The sequence below is a fragment of the Bradyrhizobium sp. genome (assembly GCF_047605465.1).
In the GTDB taxonomy this organism is placed as follows: domain Bacteria; phylum Pseudomonadota; class Alphaproteobacteria; order Rhizobiales; family Xanthobacteraceae; genus Bradyrhizobium.
Map to the genome: position 1 here is coordinate 1 of NZ_JASGFS010000024.1, position 20,494 is coordinate 20,494.

At 65.7% G+C, this 20,494-nt stretch carries 16 protein-coding genes and 1 pseudogene; 12 read left to right on the plus strand and 5 right to left on the minus strand.

Going from position 1 to position 20,494, the window contains the following annotated elements; genetic code table 11:
- The coding region (locus tag QM712_RS19075; protein ID WP_415024682.1) for a hypothetical protein at nt 1-231 on the minus strand (231 nt) is incomplete at its 3' end.
- Here QM712_RS19075 and murC point away from each other — a divergent pair.
- From murC to recN, 9 genes are all read left to right on the plus strand, one after another.
- Nucleotides 230-1,633, plus strand: coding sequence for a UDP-N-acetylmuramate--L-alanine ligase (gene murC, locus QM712_RS19080; protein WP_415024683.1), 1,404 nt, complete (start codon nt 230-232; stop codon nt 1,631-1,633). The two genes, QM712_RS19075 and murC, sit on opposite strands and share 2 nt — an antisense overlap.
- A gap of 61 nt (nt 1,634-1,694) precedes the next feature.
- The gene (gene murB / locus QM712_RS19085; RefSeq protein ID WP_415024684.1) at nt 1,695-2,639 is read left to right on the plus strand and encodes a UDP-N-acetylmuramate dehydrogenase; all 945 of its coding nucleotides are present in this window, start codon (nt 1,695-1,697) and stop codon (nt 2,637-2,639) included.
- Between the two features lie 73 nt (nt 2,640-2,712).
- Nucleotides 2,713-3,699 (plus strand): D-alanine--D-alanine ligase family protein, encoded by a 987-nt coding sequence (locus QM712_RS19090; RefSeq protein ID WP_415024685.1) that lies wholly within the window; start codon nt 2,713-2,715, stop codon nt 3,697-3,699.
- 348 nt (nt 3,700-4,047) lie between these two features.
- Nucleotides 4,048-5,067, plus strand: a complete 1,020-nt coding sequence (locus QM712_RS19095; protein ID WP_415024686.1) for a cell division protein FtsQ/DivIB — start codon at nt 4,048-4,050, stop codon at nt 5,065-5,067.
- Nucleotides 5,064-6,386: a cell division protein FtsA gene (ftsA, locus tag QM712_RS19100; RefSeq protein ID WP_415024687.1), complete on the plus strand. Its 1,323-nt coding sequence runs from the start codon at nt 5,064-5,066 to the stop codon at nt 6,384-6,386. The genes QM712_RS19095 and ftsA overlap by 4 nt, the downstream gene beginning before the upstream one ends.
- A gap of 87 nt (nt 6,387-6,473) precedes the next feature.
- On the plus strand, nt 6,474-8,282 hold the full coding sequence (gene ftsZ / locus QM712_RS19105) for a cell division protein FtsZ (RefSeq protein WP_415024688.1): 1,809 nt from the start codon (nt 6,474-6,476) through the stop codon (nt 8,280-8,282).
- A gap of 363 nt (nt 8,283-8,645) precedes the next feature.
- On the plus strand, nt 8,646-9,608 hold the full coding sequence (lpxC, locus tag QM712_RS19110) for a UDP-3-O-acyl-N-acetylglucosamine deacetylase (RefSeq protein ID WP_415024689.1): 963 nt from the start codon (nt 8,646-8,648) through the stop codon (nt 9,606-9,608).
- A gap of 235 nt (nt 9,609-9,843) precedes the next feature.
- On the plus strand, nt 9,844-10,734 hold the full coding sequence (locus QM712_RS19115) for an outer membrane protein assembly factor BamD (RefSeq protein WP_415024690.1): 891 nt from the start codon (nt 9,844-9,846) through the stop codon (nt 10,732-10,734).
- Nucleotides 10,735-10,747: 13 nt separating this feature from the next.
- Nucleotides 10,748-12,421, plus strand: a complete 1,674-nt coding sequence (recN, locus tag QM712_RS19120) for a DNA repair protein RecN (RefSeq protein WP_415024691.1) — start codon at nt 10,748-10,750, stop codon at nt 12,419-12,421.
- Nucleotides 12,422-12,514: 93 nt separating this feature from the next.
- Here recN and QM712_RS19125 read toward each other — a convergent pair.
- Nucleotides 12,515-12,801 (minus strand): annotated as a pseudogene (locus tag QM712_RS19125) (GIY-YIG nuclease family protein).
- A 120-nt stretch (nt 12,802-12,921) separates the two neighbouring features.
- Between QM712_RS19125 and ligA the strand changes: the two are divergent.
- Complete coding sequence (gene ligA / locus QM712_RS19130) at nt 12,922-15,075, plus strand: NAD-dependent DNA ligase LigA (RefSeq protein WP_415024692.1); 2,154 nt, start codon at nt 12,922-12,924, stop codon at nt 15,073-15,075.
- A gap of 163 nt (nt 15,076-15,238) precedes the next feature.
- Here ligA and QM712_RS19135 read toward each other — a convergent pair whose 3' ends face one another.
- Nucleotides 15,239-16,519 carry a multidrug effflux MFS transporter gene (locus QM712_RS19135; protein ID WP_415024693.1) on the minus strand — a complete coding sequence of 427 codons (1,281 nt, stop codon included), beginning with the start codon at nt 16,517-16,519 and terminating at the stop codon, nt 15,239-15,241.
- Between the two features lie 225 nt (nt 16,520-16,744).
- Nucleotides 16,745-18,574, minus strand: coding sequence for an aminopeptidase P family protein (locus QM712_RS19140; protein WP_415024694.1), 1,830 nt, complete (start codon nt 18,572-18,574; stop codon nt 16,745-16,747).
- Between the two features lie 190 nt (nt 18,575-18,764).
- Here QM712_RS19140 and QM712_RS19145 point away from each other — a divergent pair, with 190 nt between their 5' ends.
- Nucleotides 18,765-18,950, plus strand: a complete 186-nt coding sequence (locus tag QM712_RS19145) for a hypothetical protein (protein WP_415024695.1) — start codon at nt 18,765-18,767, stop codon at nt 18,948-18,950.
- 164 nt (nt 18,951-19,114) lie between these two features.
- Here the strand turns inward: QM712_RS19145 and QM712_RS19150 are convergent, their stop codons facing one another.
- Nucleotides 19,115-20,002, minus strand: a complete 888-nt coding sequence (locus QM712_RS19150) for a 50S ribosomal protein L11 methyltransferase (RefSeq protein ID WP_415024696.1) — start codon at nt 20,000-20,002, stop codon at nt 19,115-19,117.
- A 164-nt stretch (nt 20,003-20,166) separates the two neighbouring features.
- Between QM712_RS19150 and QM712_RS19155 the strand changes: the two genes are divergently transcribed.
- Nucleotides 20,167-20,322: a Flp family type IVb pilin gene (locus QM712_RS19155; RefSeq protein ID WP_415024746.1), complete on the plus strand. Its 156-nt coding sequence runs from the start codon at nt 20,167-20,169 to the stop codon at nt 20,320-20,322.
- Nucleotides 20,323-20,494 lie beyond the last annotated feature (172 nt).

Here is a 20,494-nt window from a genome sequence, read left to right on the forward strand (position 1 = left end):
GACGCCGAGCGCCTCGGCCATGGCGGCGAGCCGCGCCGGCTCGACGCGGCCGAGCGCCTGGCCGATCTGGTGGTCAAAGTCGCGGGAATCTGAGGCGAAACGCCGGATTTCCATATTTTTACCGTCATGGCCGGGCTTGTCCCGGCCATCCACGTCTTGCAAGAAGTGGTAAGGATTCGTGGATGCCCGGGACAAGCCCGGCCATGACGACGGAACGACGGGATAGAGCATGAGACTGCCGCGCGAGATCGGACCCATCCACTTCGTCGGGATCGGCGGGATCGGCATGAGCGGCATCGCCGAGGTGCTGGTCAATCTCGGCTATGCCGTGCAGGGTTCGGACGCCGCGGACAATTACAATCTCGAACGGCTGCGCAAGAAGGGTGCGAAGGTCTCGGTCGGCCACAAGGCCGAGAACGTCGACGGTGCCGAGGTCGTCGTCGTCTCCTCGGCGATCAAGCGCGACAATCCGGAATTGATGGCGGCGCGGGCGCAGCGCATTCCCGTGGTTCGCCGCGCCGAGATGCTGGCCGAGCTGATGCGGCTGAAGAGCTGCGTCGCCATCGCCGGCACCCATGGCAAGACCACGACGACGACCATGGTCGCGACGCTGCTCGATGTCGGCGGTCTCGATCCCACCGTCATCAATGGCGGCATCATCAACGCCTACGGCTCCAACGCGCGGCTCGGCGCCGGCGAGTGGATGGTGGTGGAAGCCGACGAAAGCGACGGGACGTTCCTGAAGCTTCCGGCCGAGGTCGCGATCGTCACCAATGTCGATCCCGAACATCTCGATCACTTCAAGACCTTCGACGCCGTGCAGGACGCCTTCCGGCACTTCGTCGAGAACCTGCCGTTCTACGGCTTTGCCGTGATGTGCATCGATCACCCGGTGGTTCAGAACCTCGTCGGCAAGATCGAGGATCGCCGCATCATCACCTACGGCGAGAATCCGCAGGCCGATGCGCGGCTGGTCGATCTCACCGCCGGTGGCGGCGGCTCGAAATTCAAGGTCGTGATCCGCAACCGCAAGGCCGGCACCGCGCACGAGATCGCCGATCTCGCGCTGCCGATGCCGGGCCGGCACAACGCATCCAATGCGACGGCGGCGATTGCGGTGGCCCACACGCTCGGTATCTCCGACGACAAGATCCGCGCCGCCATCGCTGGCTTCGGCGGCGTGAAGCGGCGTTTCACCAAGACCGGCGAGTGGAACGGCGTCACGGTCATCGACGATTACGGGCACCATCCCGTCGAAATCGCGGCCGCGCTCAAGGCTGCGCGCGATTCCTACAACGGCAAGGTCATCGCGGTGGTGCAGCCGCATCGCTATACCCGCCTGCAATCGCTGTTCGAGGAGTTCTGCACCTGCTTCAACGATGCCGATGCGGTGGTCGTCGCGGAGGTCTACGCCGCGGGGGAAGCGCCGATCGAGGGCATCGATCGTGATCATTTCGTCGCGGGGCTGCGCGCCCACGGCCATCGCCAGGTGATCCCGCTGCCGGGAGCGGCGGATCTCGCCGGAATCGTCAGGGGCATCGCGAAGCCGGGCGATCTCGTCGTGTGCCTCGGCGCCGGCAACATCACGCAATGGGCTTATGCGCTGCCGGACGAGCTGAAGGCGCTGGGATGACCATGCGCGCGTGTCATTCCCTTCCACATGCGATGGGCTCCTGCCGGGGCGGCATCCTCACATGAACTTTCCGGACATCACGCCCTCGCTCAAATCTGCGATGCCTGATCTCCGCGGCCGGTTGCTCGCCAACCAGTCGCTGGCCGAGCTCACCTGGTTTCGCGTCGGCGGTCCCGCGCAGGTGCTGTTCACGCCGGCGGACGAGGACGATCTCGCCTATTTTCTCGCGCATCTCGACGGCGACATTCCCGTCCATGTCGTCGGCGTCGGCTCCAACCTGATCGTGCGCGACGGCGGCCTGTTCGGCGTGGTGATCCGGCTTGCGCCGCGCGCCTTCGGCGATGCGACCGCGAGCGGCGATGTCGTCACCGCCGGCGCGGCCGCGCTGGACAAGCGCGTGGCGGAAGTCGCGGCCTCAGCCCATATCGGCGGGCTCGAATTCTTTTTCGGCATTCCCGGCACCATCGGCGGCGCGCTGCGCATGAATGCGGGCGCCAATGGCGGCGAGACCAAGGATGTGCTGGTCGAGGCGAGCGGCGTCGGCCGCGACGGCAGCAAGCACGTCTTCGCAAACGCCGACATGAAATTCGTCTACCGCAGCAGCGGCGTCGATCCCTCCATCATCTTCACGTCGGCGCGCTTTCGCGGCGAGATCCGGGACGCGGAAACGATCCGTGCGCGCATGGCGGAGGTGCAGGCTCATCGCGAGACCGCACAGCCGATCCGCGAGAAGACGGGCGGCTCGACCTTCAAGAATCCGCCCGGCCATTCCGCCTGGAAGCTGATCGACGCGGCGGGTTGCCGCGGCCTTCGCGTCGGCGGCGCGCAGGTCTCCGAGATGCACTGCAATTTCCTGATCAACACGGGCGATGCGACCGCGCACGACATCGAGACGCTGGGCGAGACCGTGCGCGAGCGGGTGAAGGCGAATTCCGGAATTGAGCTACACTGGGAAATCAAGCGGATCGGGATTTCCCTTAACAATCCTTCCGGGGCGACGCGTTAGCATCGGACCCGAATTCTCGAGCTTGCGGGTTCGCGCCTTGCGCGATCCGGAATGACCAAACGCGAGGCAGCGAATGCGCATCACCATCCTCTTCGGCGGCTCCAACCGCGAACGTCTGGTTTCGGTCGCCTCGGCCCAGGCGCTGCATCAGGCGCTGCCGGAGGCCGATCTGTGGTGGTGGGACGTCGAAGACAACGTGCACACCGTCCAGTCGAAGCAGCTCCTCGAGCACGCGCGTCCCTTCGAGGACGAGTTCAAGCCGGGCACGCGCGGCATTCCGCTCGCGCAGGCGCTGGACCAGGCCAAGGCGGAAGGGCGCCTTCTGGTGCTCGGCCTGCATGGCGGACGTGCCGAGAACGGCGAATTGCAGCTGATGTGCGAAGCGCGCGGCGTGCCGTTCACCGGTTCGGGCTCGGCCTCCTCGCATCTCGCCTTCGACAAGATCGCGGCGAAGCATTTCGCCGCGCTCGGCGGCGTGACGCCGCCGGCGAACATCGCGCTGGACCAGATCGACGCGGCCTTCGCCGAATACGGCCGCCTGATCGCCAAGCCCGCGCGCGACGGATCGAGCTACGGCCTGATCTTCGTCAATGCGAAGCAGGATCTCGTCGCGGTCCGCAATGCCGCCAGGCACGAAGACTATGTGATCGAGCCCTACATCGCCGGCGTCGAGGCGACCTGCGGCGTGCTGGAGCGGCCGGACGGTTCGATCGTCTCGCTGCCACCGATCGAGATCATTCCGGGCGAGGGCAATTTCGACTACGCCGCGAAATATCTCCTCAAGTCGACCCAGGAGATCTGCCCCGGCCGGTTCACACCCGAGGTCACCGCGACGCTGATGGATCACGCGATGCGGGCGCATCGTGCGATGTCCTGCACCGGCTATTCCCGCTCGGACTTCATCGTCTCGCCGAAGGGCCTGGTCTATCTTGAGACCAACACGCTGCCGGGGCTGACGAAATCCTCGCTCTATCCGAAGGCGCTGAAGGTCGAGGGCATCGCCTTCGTCGCTTTCCTGCACGGCCTGATCGAGCTCGCCGAGGCGCGGGTCCGGAAATAATTAGGATTGGTTAACGGCCGGACGGGCGAAACCGGGCACTTTGGTGGCCGAAACCGGTAAAATGCCAGACATCGCGGCATAAAGGCCTCACAAGACGGGGCAAAAAGCATCTCCCGTTAACGAATTTTACCTTTTGTTTACCAGGAAGGCCGAAGGTTAACGCTGGCGGCGCATATGGCGCTTTGGCTGCCGGCGCGTGAGCTGTCGCGGGTGTTCCCGCCGTCAGCAAGCGCTTGGAGGGGAGAGGCTTCTTCTGCTGAAGACCAAAACCCGGCCCGGCAAGTCCGAGACGTCATGTTCGCCAGGTCCCGCGTGGTGTTGCGGGCAAACTGTTGACGAGCTCGTGCAATGGATGGTGCAGGAAGCCTCACCCGGTCGCTTTTCAGATCGCTGAGGCCCCAAGCTGATCTGAAGGCGGCCGCTGTCGGAGCGGTCGTGCTTCTGCGCGAGTGGGCGCAGGACAGGCGCGAGGCCGCCAGGGAAAAGACCAGGATCAGGGCGAGGGCGAAAGCCGTCGTCGAACGTGAGCCGCAGCCGCGCGTGGTCGCGCTGGTCGAGCGCTATATGCCGCGCCGGGTCGGGATCAGCATGACCGTGCTGCTCCTGGTCGGAAGCTGCGGCCTCGGCATCGTCAAGGGCGGCCATCTCCAGGACTTCATCACTGCCGTCAGCGATGCCCGCAATGCCCTGGCCAATTCGGCCGGGTTCCGCATCACCTCGGTCGTGATCAACGGCCGCAAGCAGCTCAGCCAGGACGAGATCCTCGCGATCGGCGGCGTCAGCGGCCGGTCGTCGCTGCTGTTCCTCGACGCCGACGACGTCCGCGACAAGCTCAAGGCCAATCCCTGGATCGCCGACGCAACCGTGCTGAAGCTCTATCCGGGCCAGCTCATGATCGACATCACGGAGCGCAAGGCGTTCGCGCTGTGGCAGGAGGCCGGGCGGCTCTCCGTCATCGCCGACGACGGCGCGGTGCTCGAGCCTTATGTCTCGCGACGGTTCCTGTCGCTGCCGCTCGTGGTCGGCAAGGGCGCCGATACCCAGGCCCGTGATTTCCTGGCGCTGCTCGCGCGCTATCCGCAGGTGAATGCGGTGACGAAGGCCGTGATCTTCGTCGGCGAGCGCCGCTGGAACCTCAGGCTCAAGGACGGCCTCGACGTCCGCCTGCCCGAGCAGGACGTCGGCAACGCGCTGGCCGCGCTCTCCAGGCTCGACAAGGAAGACAAGCTGTTCTCCCGCGACATCGTCGCCGTCGACATGCGCCTGCCCGATCGCCTGATCGTGCAGTTGTCCGACGACGCGGCGAAGGCGCGCGAGGAACAGTTCAAGGACAAGAAGTCCAAGAAGAAGGCCGGAGATTCCGCATGACCGGCCTCGATCGCACCCAGACGCCGAAAACGCGCCCGATGCCGCACAAGCGTGGCGGCCTCGTCGCCTGCCTCGACATCGGTACCAGCAAGATCGCCTGCATGATCGCGCGGCTGAAGCCGTCGGCGCCGAGCGAGGCGCTGCGCGGCCGCACCCACGCGGTGGAACTGATCGGTTACAGCCAGATCCAGGCGCGCGGCATGAAGGCCGGTGCGGTCGTCGATCTCGGCGAATGCGAGCAGGCGGTGCGCCAGGCCGTCGCGCTCGCCGAGAAGATGGCCAAGGTGCGGGTCGAGTCCGTGCTGCTGTCGGTGTCCGGGGGCAGGCTGTCCGGCCAGCTCGTCGAAGCCGCGGCCGACATTCGCGGCGGCGCGGTGACGCCCGCCGACGTCAGCCGCGTCACCTCCACCGGCATGCGCCACGCCACCGGCGATGGCCGCACGGTGCTGCATGCGCTTCCGGTCGGCTACACGCTCGACGGCGTCAAGGGCATCCGCGATCCCCGCGGCATGGTCGCGCGCCAGTTCGGCGTCGACATGAACGTCGTCACCTGCGACGCCACGGTGGCGCGGAACCTGATGCTGGCGGTGGAACGCTGCCACCTCAACGTCGAGGCGATGGCTGCGAGCCCTTACGTGGCCGGCCTGTCGGTGCTCACCGACGACGAGGCCGATCTCGGCGCCGCCGTGGTCGAGATGGGCGCGGGCACCACCACGATCGCGGTCTATGCCGGCGGCCGTTTCGTGCACGCGGCCGGTTTTGCGGTCGGCGGGCAACACATCACGATGGATCTCGCGCGCGGACTCTCGGCGACCATTGCCGATGCCGAGCGAATCAAGACGTTATATGGGACCGTCATCACCGGCGGTTCGGACTCGCGTGAGCTGATGTCTGTGCCGACAGCCGGTGACGAGCAGGATCTGCCGCAGATCGTCTCTCGCGCCACAATCGCCAACATCGTCAAGCATCGTGCCGAGGAAGTCTTCGAGATGGTTCGGGACAAGTTGAAGGATTCGCCCTTCGCGGCAGAGCCCAAGGGCCGTGTCGTGCTCTCGGGTGGCGCCTCCCAGCTCACCGGCCTCGTCGAACTCGGAACGCAGATTCTCGGCCGGCCGGTACGGGTCGGACGTCCGCTCGGCTTCGGCCGGCTGCCCAACGAGGCGAAGAACGCCGCGTTCGCTGTGCCGGCCGGACTACTGGTCTACCCGCAATATGTTCATCACGAACATGTCGAACCGCGGCATACGCGGCAGCAGGTCAAGACAGGGACCGGCGGTTATTTCGGAAAGGTCGGACGATGGCTACGCGAGGGCTTCTGATGACTGCATTTCCGCAATCCCGATTTTCACCAACTCCCGCGGCCGCCGGCCGGGGCGAACCCACGCGCGCGTGATCGAGAGGCAACCATGACCATCAGCATCAATGTTCCTGATATTCACGAACTGAAGCCCCGGATCACCGTGTTCGGCGTCGGCGGCGCCGGCGGCAATGCCGTCAACAACATGATCACGGCGGGCCTGCAGGGCGTCGATTTCGTGGTCGCCAACACCGACGCGCAGGCGCTGACGATGTCGAAGGCGCAGCGCATCGTGCAGATGGGCACGGCGGTCACGCAGGGCCTCGGCGCGGGTTCGCAGCCGAACGTCGGCGCGGCGGCGGCGGAAGAGGTGATCGACGAACTGCGCGACCATCTCTCGGGCGCCAACATGGTGTTCGTCACCGCCGGCATGGGCGGCGGCACCGGCACCGGTGCGGCTCCGGTGATCGCCAAGACCGCGCGCGACATGGGCATCCTCACCGTCGGCGTCGTCACCAAGCCCTTCCACTTCGAGGGCGGCCGCCGCATGCGCACCGCTGAAGCCGGCATCAACGAGCTTCACAAGGTGGTCGACACGCTGCTGATCATCCCGAACCAGAACCTGTTCCGGGTCGCCAACGAGAAGACCACCTTCGCCGACGCCTTCGCGATGGCCGACCAGGTGCTCTATTCGGGCGTTGCCTGCATCACCGACCTGATGGTCAAGGAAGGCCTGATCAACCTCGACTTCGCCGACGTCCGCGCCGTCATGCGCGAGATGGGCAAGGCGATGATGGGCACGGGCGAAGCCTCCGGCGACAAGCGCGCGCTGACCGCCGCCGAAGCCGCGATCGCCAACCCGCTGATCGACGACTCCTCGATGAAGGGCGCCAAGGGCCTCCTCATCTCCATCACCGGCGGCAAGGATCTCACCCTGTTCGAGGTCGACGAAGCCGCGACCCGTATCCGCGAGGAAGTCGACCAGGACGCCAACATCATCGTCGGCGCGACCTTCGACGAAGCGCTGGACGGCCTGATCCGCGTCTCGGTCGTTGCCACCGGCATCGAGCAGGCCGCGATCGCCCGCAACAGCCAGGCCTCGAGCGCCCCGGTCGCGAACGCCGCACCGCAGGTGCAGCAGGCTCCCGCCGTTCCGGCCGCCGCTGCCGAGAGCCGTCTCGCCGACCTGACCGCGCGGCTCCGCGCCGACAACCAGCGTCTGGCCGAGCGCGCCCAGAAGCTGGAAGCCCAGGTCCCGGCCGCCGCGCCGGCCCAGGCGGCGCCGATCGCGCCGCGTCCCAATGTCGAGCGCGCCGCCCTTGCGGCCATCGCCGCGGCTGTTGCCCCGGAAGTGCCGCAGGCGCAGGCGCCGGTGCAGCCGGCCTCCTACGGCGACGTCACCGTGCGCCCGATCGCGCAGAAGCCCACGCTGTTCCCGGAGCCTGAGCAGGCCCCGATCGCGATGCACGAGCCGATGACGCCCGAAACCTTCATTCCCCCGCAGGCCGAGCGTCCTCCGGTCCGCGCGCCGCGGATGCCGCGAATCGAGGAACTGCCGATGCCGGCCCAGGCCGAGTTGCGCCAGGCCCGCGGCGAGGTCGAGGAGGAGACGCCCCAGAAGAGCCGGCTGTCGCTGCTGCAGCGACTCGCCAATGTCGGCCTCGGCCGTCGCGACGAGGAGAGCGAGCCGCCGATCGCCGCCCGCACCGCAGGTCCCGCGATGCCGGCACTGCCGGAGCGCAAGCCGCAGAAGACCGTGGCGCAGCAGATCGCGGCCAGCGAGCCGGTATCCGAGTATGCCCGCCGTCCGGCGCCGCAGGGTCTCGACATGCACGGACGTCCCGCGCCTGTTGCCCCGGCGCCACAGGGAGACGACCATCTTGATATCCCGGCCTTCCTGCGGCGGCAGGCGACCTGAGGATTGTTACAATAAGGCAGATGCAAAAGGTCCCGGCGGGAAGCTCGCCGGGACCTTTTCTTTTCCGGTTCCATCTGACGGGATCGTGTCGTCAAGCGACTGATTTTAAATCATTAATTATGTATTCGGTGGTTCAGTAAAGCTACGGATAACGGCTTCAAACACCGGCGCAATTTGGTTAAGCCTTGGCGCGAATACGGCAGGTTTGGGGTAACAATCGGTAAAAAAGCGTGAGTTGGCGCTGTTTGAGGCAGTGACTATGGTTCGCCGTGACTTGGGGATACGGAGATTCGGGCGGTCGATTTCGGTCGATGCGTCGGGTCTTGTAGAAGTCGCAGTGGGTCGTAGTGGGGCGGGTTCCTGATGAAATTTAGCCGGCAAACAACGCTTCGTGCGCAAGCCTCCGTGGCAGGCGTAGGCGTTCACTCCGGTCTTCCCGTCACTCTTACCCTCGGACCTGCGCCTGTCGACGCGGGTCTTGTTTTTGTCCGCACCGGGCTCGAGGGAAGCGACCGGGAAGTTCAGGCGACTGCCGACCAGGTGATCGCGACCGATTTCGCCACCGTTCTCGGTGATCGCAACGGCCCGCTGGTCTCCACCGCCGAGCATGTGCTTGCTGCACTGCGGGGCATGGGCGTGGACAACGCCACCATCGAGATCGACGGTCCGGAAGTCCCGATCATGGACGGCAGCGCCGCGGCCTTCATCGCGGCGATCGAGCAGGCCGGCATCGTCACCCAGTCGGCGCAGCGCCGCTTCATCCAGGTTCTGAAGCCGATCTCGATCAAGCTCGGCGATTCCTTCGGCGAGATCCGGCCCTACGCCAACGGGTTCCGCGTCGAGGTCGAGATCGATTTCACCAATCCCGTGATCGGCCAGCAGAGCTACGCTTTCGACCTGAACCCGGAACGGTTCCGTCGTGAAGTCGGCCGCGCCCGGACCTTCGGCCAGATGTGCGATGTCGCGCGTCTCTGGAGCGCGGGCTATGCGCTCGGTGCCTCCTTCGACAACACCGTCGTGTTCGACGACGAGCGCCTGCTCAACACCGAAGGCCTGCGCTACGCCGATGAGTGCGCCCGCCACAAGGTTCTGGATGTGATCGGCGATCTCGCGCTGGCCGGCCTGCCTCTGCTCGGCGCCTACCGCTCGATTCGCGGTGGCCACAAGCTCAATCACGCCGTGCTGACCGCACTGCTCGCCGACCGTACCGCCTGGCGGGTGGTCGAGGGTGAAGCGGCCCGCCGCACCACGCGCCCCGTCGTCGAGGTCGGCAGCGGTATCGTCGGCGGACGGATCGCCGCGGCCTACGGGCCGGACGTCTCCTGAGAGACCTGTTGTCGCAGGCGTTCTCCCCTGGAAACTCCTGGTAACCATGATCGACTAGCATTGCGGCACGTTCGCCTTAATCCGGGCGAAATGCCTGCCTATCCGGTTGGTTAACGATCGTTTTTCGGTTACACCGGCGTGGTCGCATGGCAGGCACCACGGTCACATTTCGCGCCCATGACGGGGTTCATGGGCTGGCGAGCCACCGCATCACAGGGCGTCAGGTCTCAAATTCATGTCGGCACAGCGTATGACGCGCGGATATTTCGCAGGTTCGCCCCAGGCCCGTGGGCTGCTTCAGGCTGCCACCTTGTTGATGCTCGCGCTGCCGCTTGCCGGCTGCGGCACCGGCGACCTCTGGGACAAGTTCACCTCCAAGGACGACACCTTCGTCGAGGAGCCCGCCGACAAGCTCTATAATGAGGGCCTGTACCTCATGAACGAGAAGAAGGACATGAAGGCGGCGAACAAGAAGTTCGAAGAGGTCGACCGCCAGCATCCCTATTCCGACTGGGCGCGCAAATCGCTGCTGATGTCGGCTTATTCGGCCTATCAGGGCGGCGACTATGACGGTTGCATCGGTGCGGCCACCCGCTACGTCACCCTGCATCCGGGAAGCCCGGACGCGGCCTATGCGCAGTACCTGATCGCAGCTTCGCATTACGACCAGATCCCGGACATCAGCCGCGACCAGGCCCGGACCGAGAAGGCGATCGCCGCGCTCGAAGAGGTGGTGCGCAAATATCCGACGTCCGAATACGCGACCTCCGCCAAGGCCAAGATCGAAGGTGCCCGCGACCAGCTGGCCGGCAAGGAAATGAATGTCGGCCGCTACTACATGCAGAAGCGCGACTACACGGCCGCCATCAACCGCTACAAGGCGGTGGTGACCCAGTATCAGACCACGCGCCACGTCGAGGAGGCGCTGTTCCGGCTCACCGAGGCCTATATGGCGATCGGCATCGTCGGCGAGGCGCAAACCGCCGCTGCCGTGCTTGGGCACAATTTTCCCGACAGCCGCTGGTACAAGGACGCATATAATCTTGTAAAATCCGGCGGTCTCGAACCGAGCGAGAATCAGGGGTCCTGGATCAGCAGGTCCTTCAAGAAGTTGGGCCTCGGCTAGGAAATCTGGTTCCATGCTGGCGCGTCTGTCGATCCGTGACATCGTCCTGATCGAACGGCTCGATATCGAATTCGCAACCGGCCTCGCGGTTTTGACCGGCGAGACCGGTGCGGGCAAATCCATCCTGCTCGATGCCTTTGCGCTGGCGCTCGGCGGCCGCGGCGATGCCGGCCTCGTGCGCCACGGCGCGGAGCAGGGACAGGTCACCGCCGTTTTCGATATCCCCAAGAATCACCCTGCCGCGAAGATCCTGGCCGAGAATGGCCTGGACGACACCGGGGAGATGATCCTGCGCCGGGTTCAGCTCGCCGACGGCCGCACCCGTGCCTTCATCAACGACCAGTCGATCAGCGTGCAGACGTTGAAGTCGGTCGGCGCCGCGCTGGTCGAGATCCACGGCCAGCACGACGAGCGCGCCCTGGTCGATGCCGCCACCCACCGCCGCCTGCTCGATGCCTTCGCCGGCCTGGAAAAGGACGTCGTCGCCGTTGAGACGCTGTGGGAGACGCGCCGCACCGCGAACACCGCGCTGGAGGAGCATCGCGCCGGCATGGAACGCGCCGCGCGCGAGGCCGACTATCTGCGCCATGCCTCCGACGAGCTGAAGCAGCTCGCGCCCAAGGACGGTGAAGAGACCTCGCTCGCCTCGCGCCGGACCACCATGATGCAGGGCGAGAAGATCGCTTCCGACCTGCGTGAGGCCCAGGAAGCGGTCGGCGGCAACCATTCGCCGGTCGCAACGCTCTCGGCCGCGGTTCGCCGGTTGGAGCGGCGCGGCGTCAACTCGCCGGCGCTGGTCGAGCCGGCGGTGAGGGCGATCGACACGGCGATCAACGCGCTGGAGGAGGCCGACCAGCATCTCCAGGCCGCCCTCGCGGCAACCGACTTCGACCCGGCCGAGCTCGAACGTATCGAGGAGCGGTTGTTCAGCCTGCGTGCCGCGTCCCGCAAATATTCGACGCCGGTGGATGGCCTCGCCGCGCTCGCCGCCAGATATGCCGCCGACGTGGTGCTGATCGATGCCGGCGCCACGCAGTTGAAGAAGCTGGAGCAGGCCGCCATCGAGGCCGATGCGCGCTATGCGACCGCGGCCAAGAAACTGTCGCTGGTGCGGCAGAAATCGGCGGAGAAGCTCAACAAGGCGGTCAACGCCGAGCTGGCGCCGCTCAAGCTCGAACGCGCGAAGTTCATGACCCAGGTCGAAACCGACGAGAGCGTACCGGGGCCGCAGGGCTTCGATCGCGTCGAGTTCTGGGTGCAGACCAATCCGGGCACCAAGCCGGGGCCGCTGATGAAGGTTGCCTCCGGCGGCGAGCTGTCGCGCTTCCTGCTGGCGCTGAAGGTCGTGCTGTCCGACCGCGGCTCGGCACCGACCCTGGTGTTCGACGAAATCGACACCGGCGTCGGCGGCGCCGTGGCGGATGCCATCGGTGCGCGGCTGGCGCGCCTCGCCGGCAAGGTGCAGGTGATGGCCGTGACCCACGCCCCGCAGGTCGCCGCGCGCGCCGACCAGCATCTGTTGATCTCCAAGGATGCCCTCGACAAGGGCAAGCGCGTCGCCACGCGCGTCAACGCGCTCGCCGCCGACCACCGCCGCGAGGAGATCGCCCGTATGCTCGCCGGCGCCGAGATCACGGCCGAGGCAAGAGCCGCCGCGGACCGACTGCTGCGGGCGGCGACGGCTTAGCCCTGCATCGTCATTCCGGGGCGATGCGAAGCATCGAGCCCGGAATCTCGAGATTCGAGGCTAGGGTCTCGAATCCGTGCCAGAGCAGCCTTCTCACCGGCGGATCGACTCGTACAGATCGGCCCAGTTCGGATTATCCTCCTCGATCAACTGGGTTTTCCAGGTCCGTCTCCACGTCTTGAGCTCCTTCTCGCGTGATATCGCCGAGATTGGATCGTCATAGGCTTCGAACCAGACCAGCCGCATAATGTTGTATCTGGCTGTAAAGCCGGGGACTGCCTTGATTCGATGCTCGTGGATGCGCGTGCGAGGTCCCTGGTGACGCCGACGTAGATTGCCCCATCGCGGCGGCTTGCTAGAATATAGACGTAATGGGCCATGAGCCCCCGCCCGAACGATTTCGTCATTCCGGGGCGCACGAGGTGCGAACCCGGAATCTCGAGGTTCCTGGTCTGGTCCTTCGGACCATCCCGGAACGACGAGCTATAACTTTAAGTATGATGGCAAGAGCAGCAAAATCCAAAGCAAAGCCGCTTCGCGACGTCGCCGATCTCACCAAGGCGCAGGCCAAGGTCGAGCACATGCGGCTCACCCTCGAACTCGAGGGCCATGATCGGCGCTACTATCAGGACGATGCGCCGACGGTCACCGACGCCGAATACGATGCGCTGCGCCAGCGCTTCAACGCGATCGAGAAGCGCTTTCCTGAATTCGTCAGCGCGGACTCGCCTTCGCAGAAGGTCGGCGCCGCGCCATCGGGGCGTTTCAGGAAGGTCCGGCATGCCGTTCCCATGCTGTCGCTCGACAATGCCTTCGCCGACGAGGACGTCCGCGACTTCGCCGGCCGTATCGCGCGCTTCCTCAAGCTCGCCGACGACAAGATCGATTTCTCCGCCGAGCCGAAGATCGATGGCCTCTCGATGTCGCTGCGTTACGAGGGCGGCGAACTCGTGACCGCGGCGACGCGCGGCGACGGCGCGGAGGGCGAGGATGTCACCGCAAACATCCGCACGCTCGAAGACGTGCCGCAAAAGCTGAAGGGCCGTAACGTCCCCGAGATATGCGAGGTGCGCGGCGAGGTCTACATGACCAAGAAGGCGTTCCTCGCGCTGAACGAGCGCCAGAAGGCGGCCGGAGACACCATCTTCGCCAATCCGCGCAATTCGGCGGCGGGCTCGCTCCGGCAGAAGGACCCGGCCATCACCGCCTCGCGTCCGCTGGGCTTCTTCGCCTATGCCTGGGGCGAGATGAGCGCGATGCCCGAAGGCACGCAGAGCGGCATGATCCACTGGTTCGAGCGCTGCGGCTTCCGGACCAATCCGTTGACGAAGCTCTGTCACTCCGTCGAGGAGCTGCTCGCCTTCCATCATGCGATCGAGGAGCAGCGCGCCGAGCTCGACTACGACATCGACGGCGTCGTCTACAAGGTCGACCGCATCGACTGGCAGGAACGGCTCGGCTTCGTGTCGCGCACGCCGCGCTGGGGCATCGCGCACAAATTCCCGGCCGAGCGCGCCATGACAGTGCTGCGCGACATCGAGATCCAGGTCGGCCGCACCGGCTCGTTCACGCCCGTCGGCAAGCTGGAGCCGGTCGGCGTCGGCGGCGTGATCGTGCAGAACGTGACGCTGCACAACGAGGACTACATCAAGGGCATCGGCAACAAGGGCGAGGTCCTGCGCGAAGGACGCGACATCAGGATCGGCGATACCGTCGTGATCCAGCGCGCCGGCGATGTCATCCCGCAGATCGTCGACGTCGTCCTCGACAAGCGGCCCAAGGCTGCGAAGGAATTCCACTTCCCGAAGAAGTGCCCGTGCCCGCTGCACACCGACGTCACGCGGGGAGAGACGGCCGCTGGCGAGGAGGAATCCCGCGCCCGCTGCACCGGCGAGTTCGCCTGCCCCTATCAGAAGATCGAGCACCTCAAGCTGTTCGTGTCGCGGCGTGCCTTCGACATCGACGGCCTGGGCGAGAAGCAGCTTCAGTATTTCTTCGACGAAGGCTGGGTGAAGGAGCCCGCCGACATCTTCACGCTGGAGAAGCGCAATTCGAAGCTCAAGCTCGAGGACATCGAAGGTTACGGCGCGACCTCGGTGCGCAATCTGTTCGGCGCCATCGAGAGCCGGCGCAAAATCGCGCTGGAGCGTTTCGTCTATGCGCTCGGCATGCGTCATGTTGGTGAGACCACGGCGCTGGCGCTCGCCCGCGGCTACGGCTCCTGGGACGCCTTCCATGACGCCTGCCTGAAGGTCGCCAAGGGTGACGAGGAGGCGATGGCCGAGATGGACGCGCTCGACCAGATCGGCGACACCGTGATCAAGAGCATCGCCGACTATTTCGGCGAGAGCCACAATCGTGGCATCGTCGAGCGCCTGACCAAGGAAGTCGAGATCGTCGACGCCGAGAAGCCGAAGAGCAACTCGGCCGTCGCCGGCAAGACCGTGGTGTTCACGGGATCGCTGGAGAAGATGACGCGCGACGAGGCCAAGGCGACTGCCGAGCGGCTCGGCGCGAAGGTTTCGGGATCGGTGTCGAAGAAGACCGACCTCGTCGTCGCCGGTCCCGGCGCGGGCTCGAAGCTCGCGGACGCCAACAAGCACGGAGTCCAGGTGCTGACCGAGGACGAGTGGCTGAAGCTGATCGAAGAGTGAGGCGCGCTTCGGTTTCCACGGCCTCGCCGTGATCATCCGCGAGCGCGGATGATCCAGTATTCCAAAGACGGCGCGAGGATGCGGAGTAGGTGCGGTATGACGGACGCCTCGCTTTCGCGGGCGATGACACCGAGCGTGTTGTGACGGCGGACGCGCACAGCCCTCACATCATTCCGGTCTCTTCCTCCTCCGCCTGCTCGATCAGTTCCTCGCTCACCACCAGTTCGCGGCGGGGGACGACGAAGATCATCATGCAGGCGCAGAGCAGCGAGATGGCGAGGACCGCCGAGGTCAGCGGCAGGGTCGTAGTGGAGTGGCCGCCGAGATAGGCGCCGAATTGCGACATCAGCGCGCCGATGCCTTGCTGCAGGAAGCCCATTGCGCCTGACGCGGTGCCGGCGGCTTCGGGACGGATGCTGATGGCGCCGGCGGCGGAGTTCGCCATCACGAAGGCGTTGCCGACCATCACGATCATCTGCGTGCCGAACAGCCAGGCGGGTGCCTCGTTCCAGCCGGTAAAGCTCCAGAGCAGGTTCAAGAGGCTGCCGCAGAGCTGCAGACCAAGCCCGAACCAGATCAGCTTCTCCAGCGAATGCCGCGGCGCGAAGCGCACGCAGAGGAGATTGCCGACGAGATACGCAAAGCCGGTCGTCGCGAACCACGCGCCGTATTCGGCGCTGGTCCGTCCCATCTGCGTGACGACGATGTAGGGGCCGCCGCCGGCGAAGGTGAAGATGATCTGGGACGCCAGTACCTGGCACATCACATAGCCGATAAAGGCGCGGCTCTTGATCAGCGTGCCGACGTCGCTGCGAAAGCCGCCGCTGCCGACGGCACGGTCCCGGCGTGTCTCGGGTAAGGCGATCGCGATGCCGACCGCGACCGCGATCGCGGCGAATGTGACGGCATAGAAGATCGCGCGCCAACCGAACGCGGTTTCAATGAGACCGCCCGTGAGCGGCGACACCATCTGGCCGATCATCAGGGCGGCGACCACGAGGCTGATCATGGAGGCGACGCGGTCGCGCTCGTAGATGTCGCGGATGATGGCGCGGCTGACCACCATGCCGGAGGCGCCACCGAGCGCCTGGAAGAAGCGCGCGGCGATCAGTTGCGGCAGCGTCTCCGCGAAGATGCAGGCGACACTCGCCGCCACCATCAGCGCGAGACCCGAGAGAAGCACTGGGCGCCGGCCGAACTTGTCCGACAGCGGCCCCATGGTGAGCTGCGAGAGTGCGATGCCGACCATGTAGAGCGACACCGTCATCTGCGCGATCGAGATATCGCTGCCGAAACTGGTCGCCAGGATGGGTAGGGCCGGAACCAGAATGTAGAGCGAGATCGGCGCGATCCCGGTCATGACGACGAGCAGCAGCAACACCACGCGCGAAGTCGCGATGTTCCGTGTTGCCGCGTCCGGCGGCCTGCTGATCATGCCGTGCATGCGTGTCCGTCTCTCGAAGTCGAATCGGACTGTAGCTTGCTCGCACAAGACGAATATCGGCGTTTCGGAATGCGGCTATACCGATTCCGGGACTGTTATCATATCAGTGCGCAGGAAGCCGTCATTTGACGGACAAGCGTGGCTGGGAATGCGCCAAGTCGCTAAGATCGCGGGCAAAAGGCGGTTGAGCCTTGCGCCAACCGCGTAGTGCCATGCGAGGGCCGTTTAGGCCTTCAGCTCCGCCGTCGCCTGGTCCAGCCACGCCTTCGTCGCCTCGTCCAGCGCCGGCCGCACCTCGGCCCTGACGCGGGCGTGGTAGGCATTGAGCCAGTCGAGCTCGTCGCGGTTCAGCATCCCGACCTCGATCAGCCGGCGGTCGATCGGCGCCAAGGTCAGCGCCTCGAACGCGTTCATCGATTTCTCGGCGCCCGGAATGTCGGCGGCGACCACCAGTTCGAGGTTCTCGATGCGGATGCCGAAACCGTCTGTCTTGTAGTAGCCGGGTTCGTTGGAGAGGATCATGCCGCGCTTGAGCGGCGTGGTGCCGAGCTTCGAAATGCGGGCCGGTCCTTCGTGCACGCTGAGATAGCTGCCGACGCCGTGGCCGGTGCCGTGCTCGAAATCGACGCCGGCGGCCCAGAGATATTGCCGCGCCAGCGTGTCGAGCTGCGCGCCCGTGGTGCCGTCCGGAAACACCGCGCGCGCGATCGCGATGTGGCCGCGCAGCACGCGGGTGAAACGGTCGCGCATCTCCTCCGTCGGCTCGCCCACCGCCATGGTGCGGGTGACGTCCGTGGTGCCGTCTTCATATTGCGCGCCGGAATCGATCAGCAGCAGGTCGCCGCGTGCGATCCGCCGGTTGCTCTTGCGGGTGACGCGGTAGTGCACGATGGCGCCGTTCGGTCCGGTGCCGGAGATGGTCGGAAACGACACGTCCTTCAGGGCGCCGGTGTCGCGGCGGAACGTTTCCAGTGCTTCGACCGCGTCGATCTCGGTGAGCTTGCCGGTCGGCGCTTCGCGGTCCACCCAGGCCAGGAAGCGCGCCAGCGCCACGGCGTCGCGCCGGTGCGCCGTCTTCGTGCCCGTGATCTCGGTCGCGTTCTTGACCGCCTTCAGCAGCGCGATCGGATCGCTGCCGCGCACCGGCTTGCCGCCGGCGCCTGCGATCAGCCGGCTGAGCGCGTCGGCCGCGGTGGCGTTGTCGAGCGCGATCGCGGCCCCGCTCCTGGCGAGCGCCATCAGGGTCGGCGCCATCGCGTCGGGCTCGCGCACGTCGGCGGATTGCTCGAGATGATCGCGCGTCAGGTTGGAGAGCTTGCGGTGGTCGATGAACACGGTCGGCCGGCCGTCCTTCGGCACCAGCGCGTAGGACAGCGGCAACGGCGTGTGCGCGACGTCGGCGCCGCGGATGTTGAAGGTCCAGGCCACGGCATGGCTGTCGGACAGCACCAGCGCGTCGACGCCCAGCCTTCCGATCTCGGTCCGGATCTGCGCCAGCTTGTCGGCCTCGGCGACCCCCGCATATTGCAGGCCGTGCACGGCGACCGGCGCGACCGGCGGCGGCGGCCGATCCGGCCAGACGGCGTCGACCGGATTGCTCTCGACCGCGACCAGTTCGGCGCCGGCCTTGGCGCAGGCGGCTGACAGGCGCTCGGCTGCCGAAAAAGTGTGCAGCCACGGGTCAAATCCTAGGCGGTCGCCGGGCTTCAGGTGCGCCGACACCCAGCTCTCCGGCGGCGGATCGATCAGCGATTCGACGGCCCAGGCCCTGGTGTCGACCTGCTTGGACGCCTGAAGCGTGTAGCGGCCGTCGACGAACACGGCGGCCTCCCGGACGAGAACCACCGCAAGTCCCGCCGATCCCATGAAGCCGGTCAGCCAGGCGAGCCTCTCTTCCGACGGCGCCACATATTCGTTCTGCTGCTGGTCGGCGCGCGGAATGACGAAACCGGTCAGCTTGCGGCGGGCGAGCTCTTCACGGAGCGCGGCAAGACGCGCCGTCAGTGCGACGCCGGCCTCGGGCTCCTCGAACGTCTGGAAGTGCGCTTCGAACATGGTGGATCCAATCTAGGACCGTGGGGATGAGTCCGCAATGTAGACGCATTCGCGGCGCATCTGGCATGGACTGTGCTTGAAAAAGTTCCGCTTGAGTCGAGTGGAGCGTAAGGGATGCGGCAGTTGCGCTTCGTCCTGATAACAGGGAAATTCGAGCAAGTGTTTCTACTCAACGACGAGGGGATACACGATGCCTGCGTTCATGTTTGAGAAGATCTCGCCGCCGGTCCGCCGCGTCCCGGCCGCCACGACACCGAAGAAGCCGCGCGGCGTCATCAGCCAGATGATCGACCGCTTTTCCGAGCGCCGCGCCCGTCGTGCCTTGCAGGGCGAGCGTCTGCCGATCCGAAGGGACGACAACAAGCCGTCAGAGTAGGCGTCCTCTGTCTCAATCTTCGCGTTGAGTCGCTTGCCGCGCAAGCGTCCCGAAGGGCGAGGCCATGATCGGGGCTGCATGTTCGAGACGGCGTTTGCGCGCCTTTCCACCATGAGGACCGGAAGCCGCAGGGCTGCGGCGCCGAAGCGGTTTAGCTCCTCAGTTCATCCCACCTTGCGCAGCAACAGGCTGCTCCACCCCTCGATCCGCAGGTGCCGCACCGGCACGAGGCCGCGCGCGCGATAGGCGGCGATCACGGCGGGCGCCTGGTGCGTCAAAAGGCCCGAGAGAATGACGCGTGCGCCCGGCGCCAGGTGACGCGCCATCGGGGTCGCCAATAGCCGTAACGGATTGGCAAGGATGTTGGCCAGCACCAGGTCGAACGGACCGGCCTTTCCAAAATCCGGTGCGGCGAAACCTGTGGCGCGGATTACCCGGACATGGTTGCCGGTTTCGTTCAGCGTCGCGTTCTCGGCGGCCACGCGCACCGAGGGCGGATCGATGTCGGAGGCCAGCACCGCGCGGTGCAGAGCCTTCGCCGCCGCGATCGCCAGCACGCCGGTTCCCGTGCCGAGGTCGAGCACGCGTCTGGGCCGCGCGCATTTCAGGACATGGTCAAGCAGGAGTAAACAGCCACGCGTCGTACCGTGGTGTCCGGTGCCGAACGCGAGGGCCGCCTCGATCTCGATTCTGAGCTTGTTCGGCGCCACACGGTCGCGGTCGTGGCTGCCGTGCACGACGAAGCGGCCGGCTGGAACCGGCACGAGATCCTCGAGGCTCGCGCGGACCCAGTCCTTGGCTTCGACCGTGTCGAAGACGAGCGTCGCGGCGATCTCGTTTCCTGCTGAAGTTGCAACGAGTTCGCGCAGCAATCCCTGGTCCGGCGCTTCGGCGAAATGCAGCGTCACGTCCCATTGTCCGTCCGGTCGCTCGAAGGCTGCGACCGCAGCATCGCCCTCGAAGAAGATCTCGGTGAGCACGTCGACGACACGCTTGGACTCGGCTTCGTTGCCGATCGAAAAGCTGGCGCGGTGGGTGGGAGAAGGCTCCATCTAGGCGGCTCGCTGCATCGAATTTCCGGGATTTTTACCTTTAACTTTCCGCATAACTTGCACCCTCCCAGTTAACCAGACCGTAGGTTGTACCCCGTAATTTCCCGGCCGTTGGAAACAACCAACACAACTTGAAATGAAAATGGAGGCGAGTCTTGAAGCGCATGGTTAAGAAGTTCTGGTCCGATGAGTCCGGTGCGACCGCGATCGAATACGGTCTGATCGCAGCCGGTATTGCTCTGGCGATCATCACCGTCGTCAACAGCCTGGGCACCACGCTGAACGAGAAGTTTGGTTCGATTAGCACCTCCTTGAAGTAATTTCCGCCCCGCATTCCCAGCGGGACTATTTTCTTCTTATTTGGCTGCTTTCCGACGGACGCCCGCAGGGGGGATGAGCCCCCTGCGGGCGACGTCGTTTCTGGGAGGGGGTAGGCGGTCCGTCCACAGGCTGTCCGCCGCCTGTCCTGATGCTCTCCACCGGCTTGTCCCG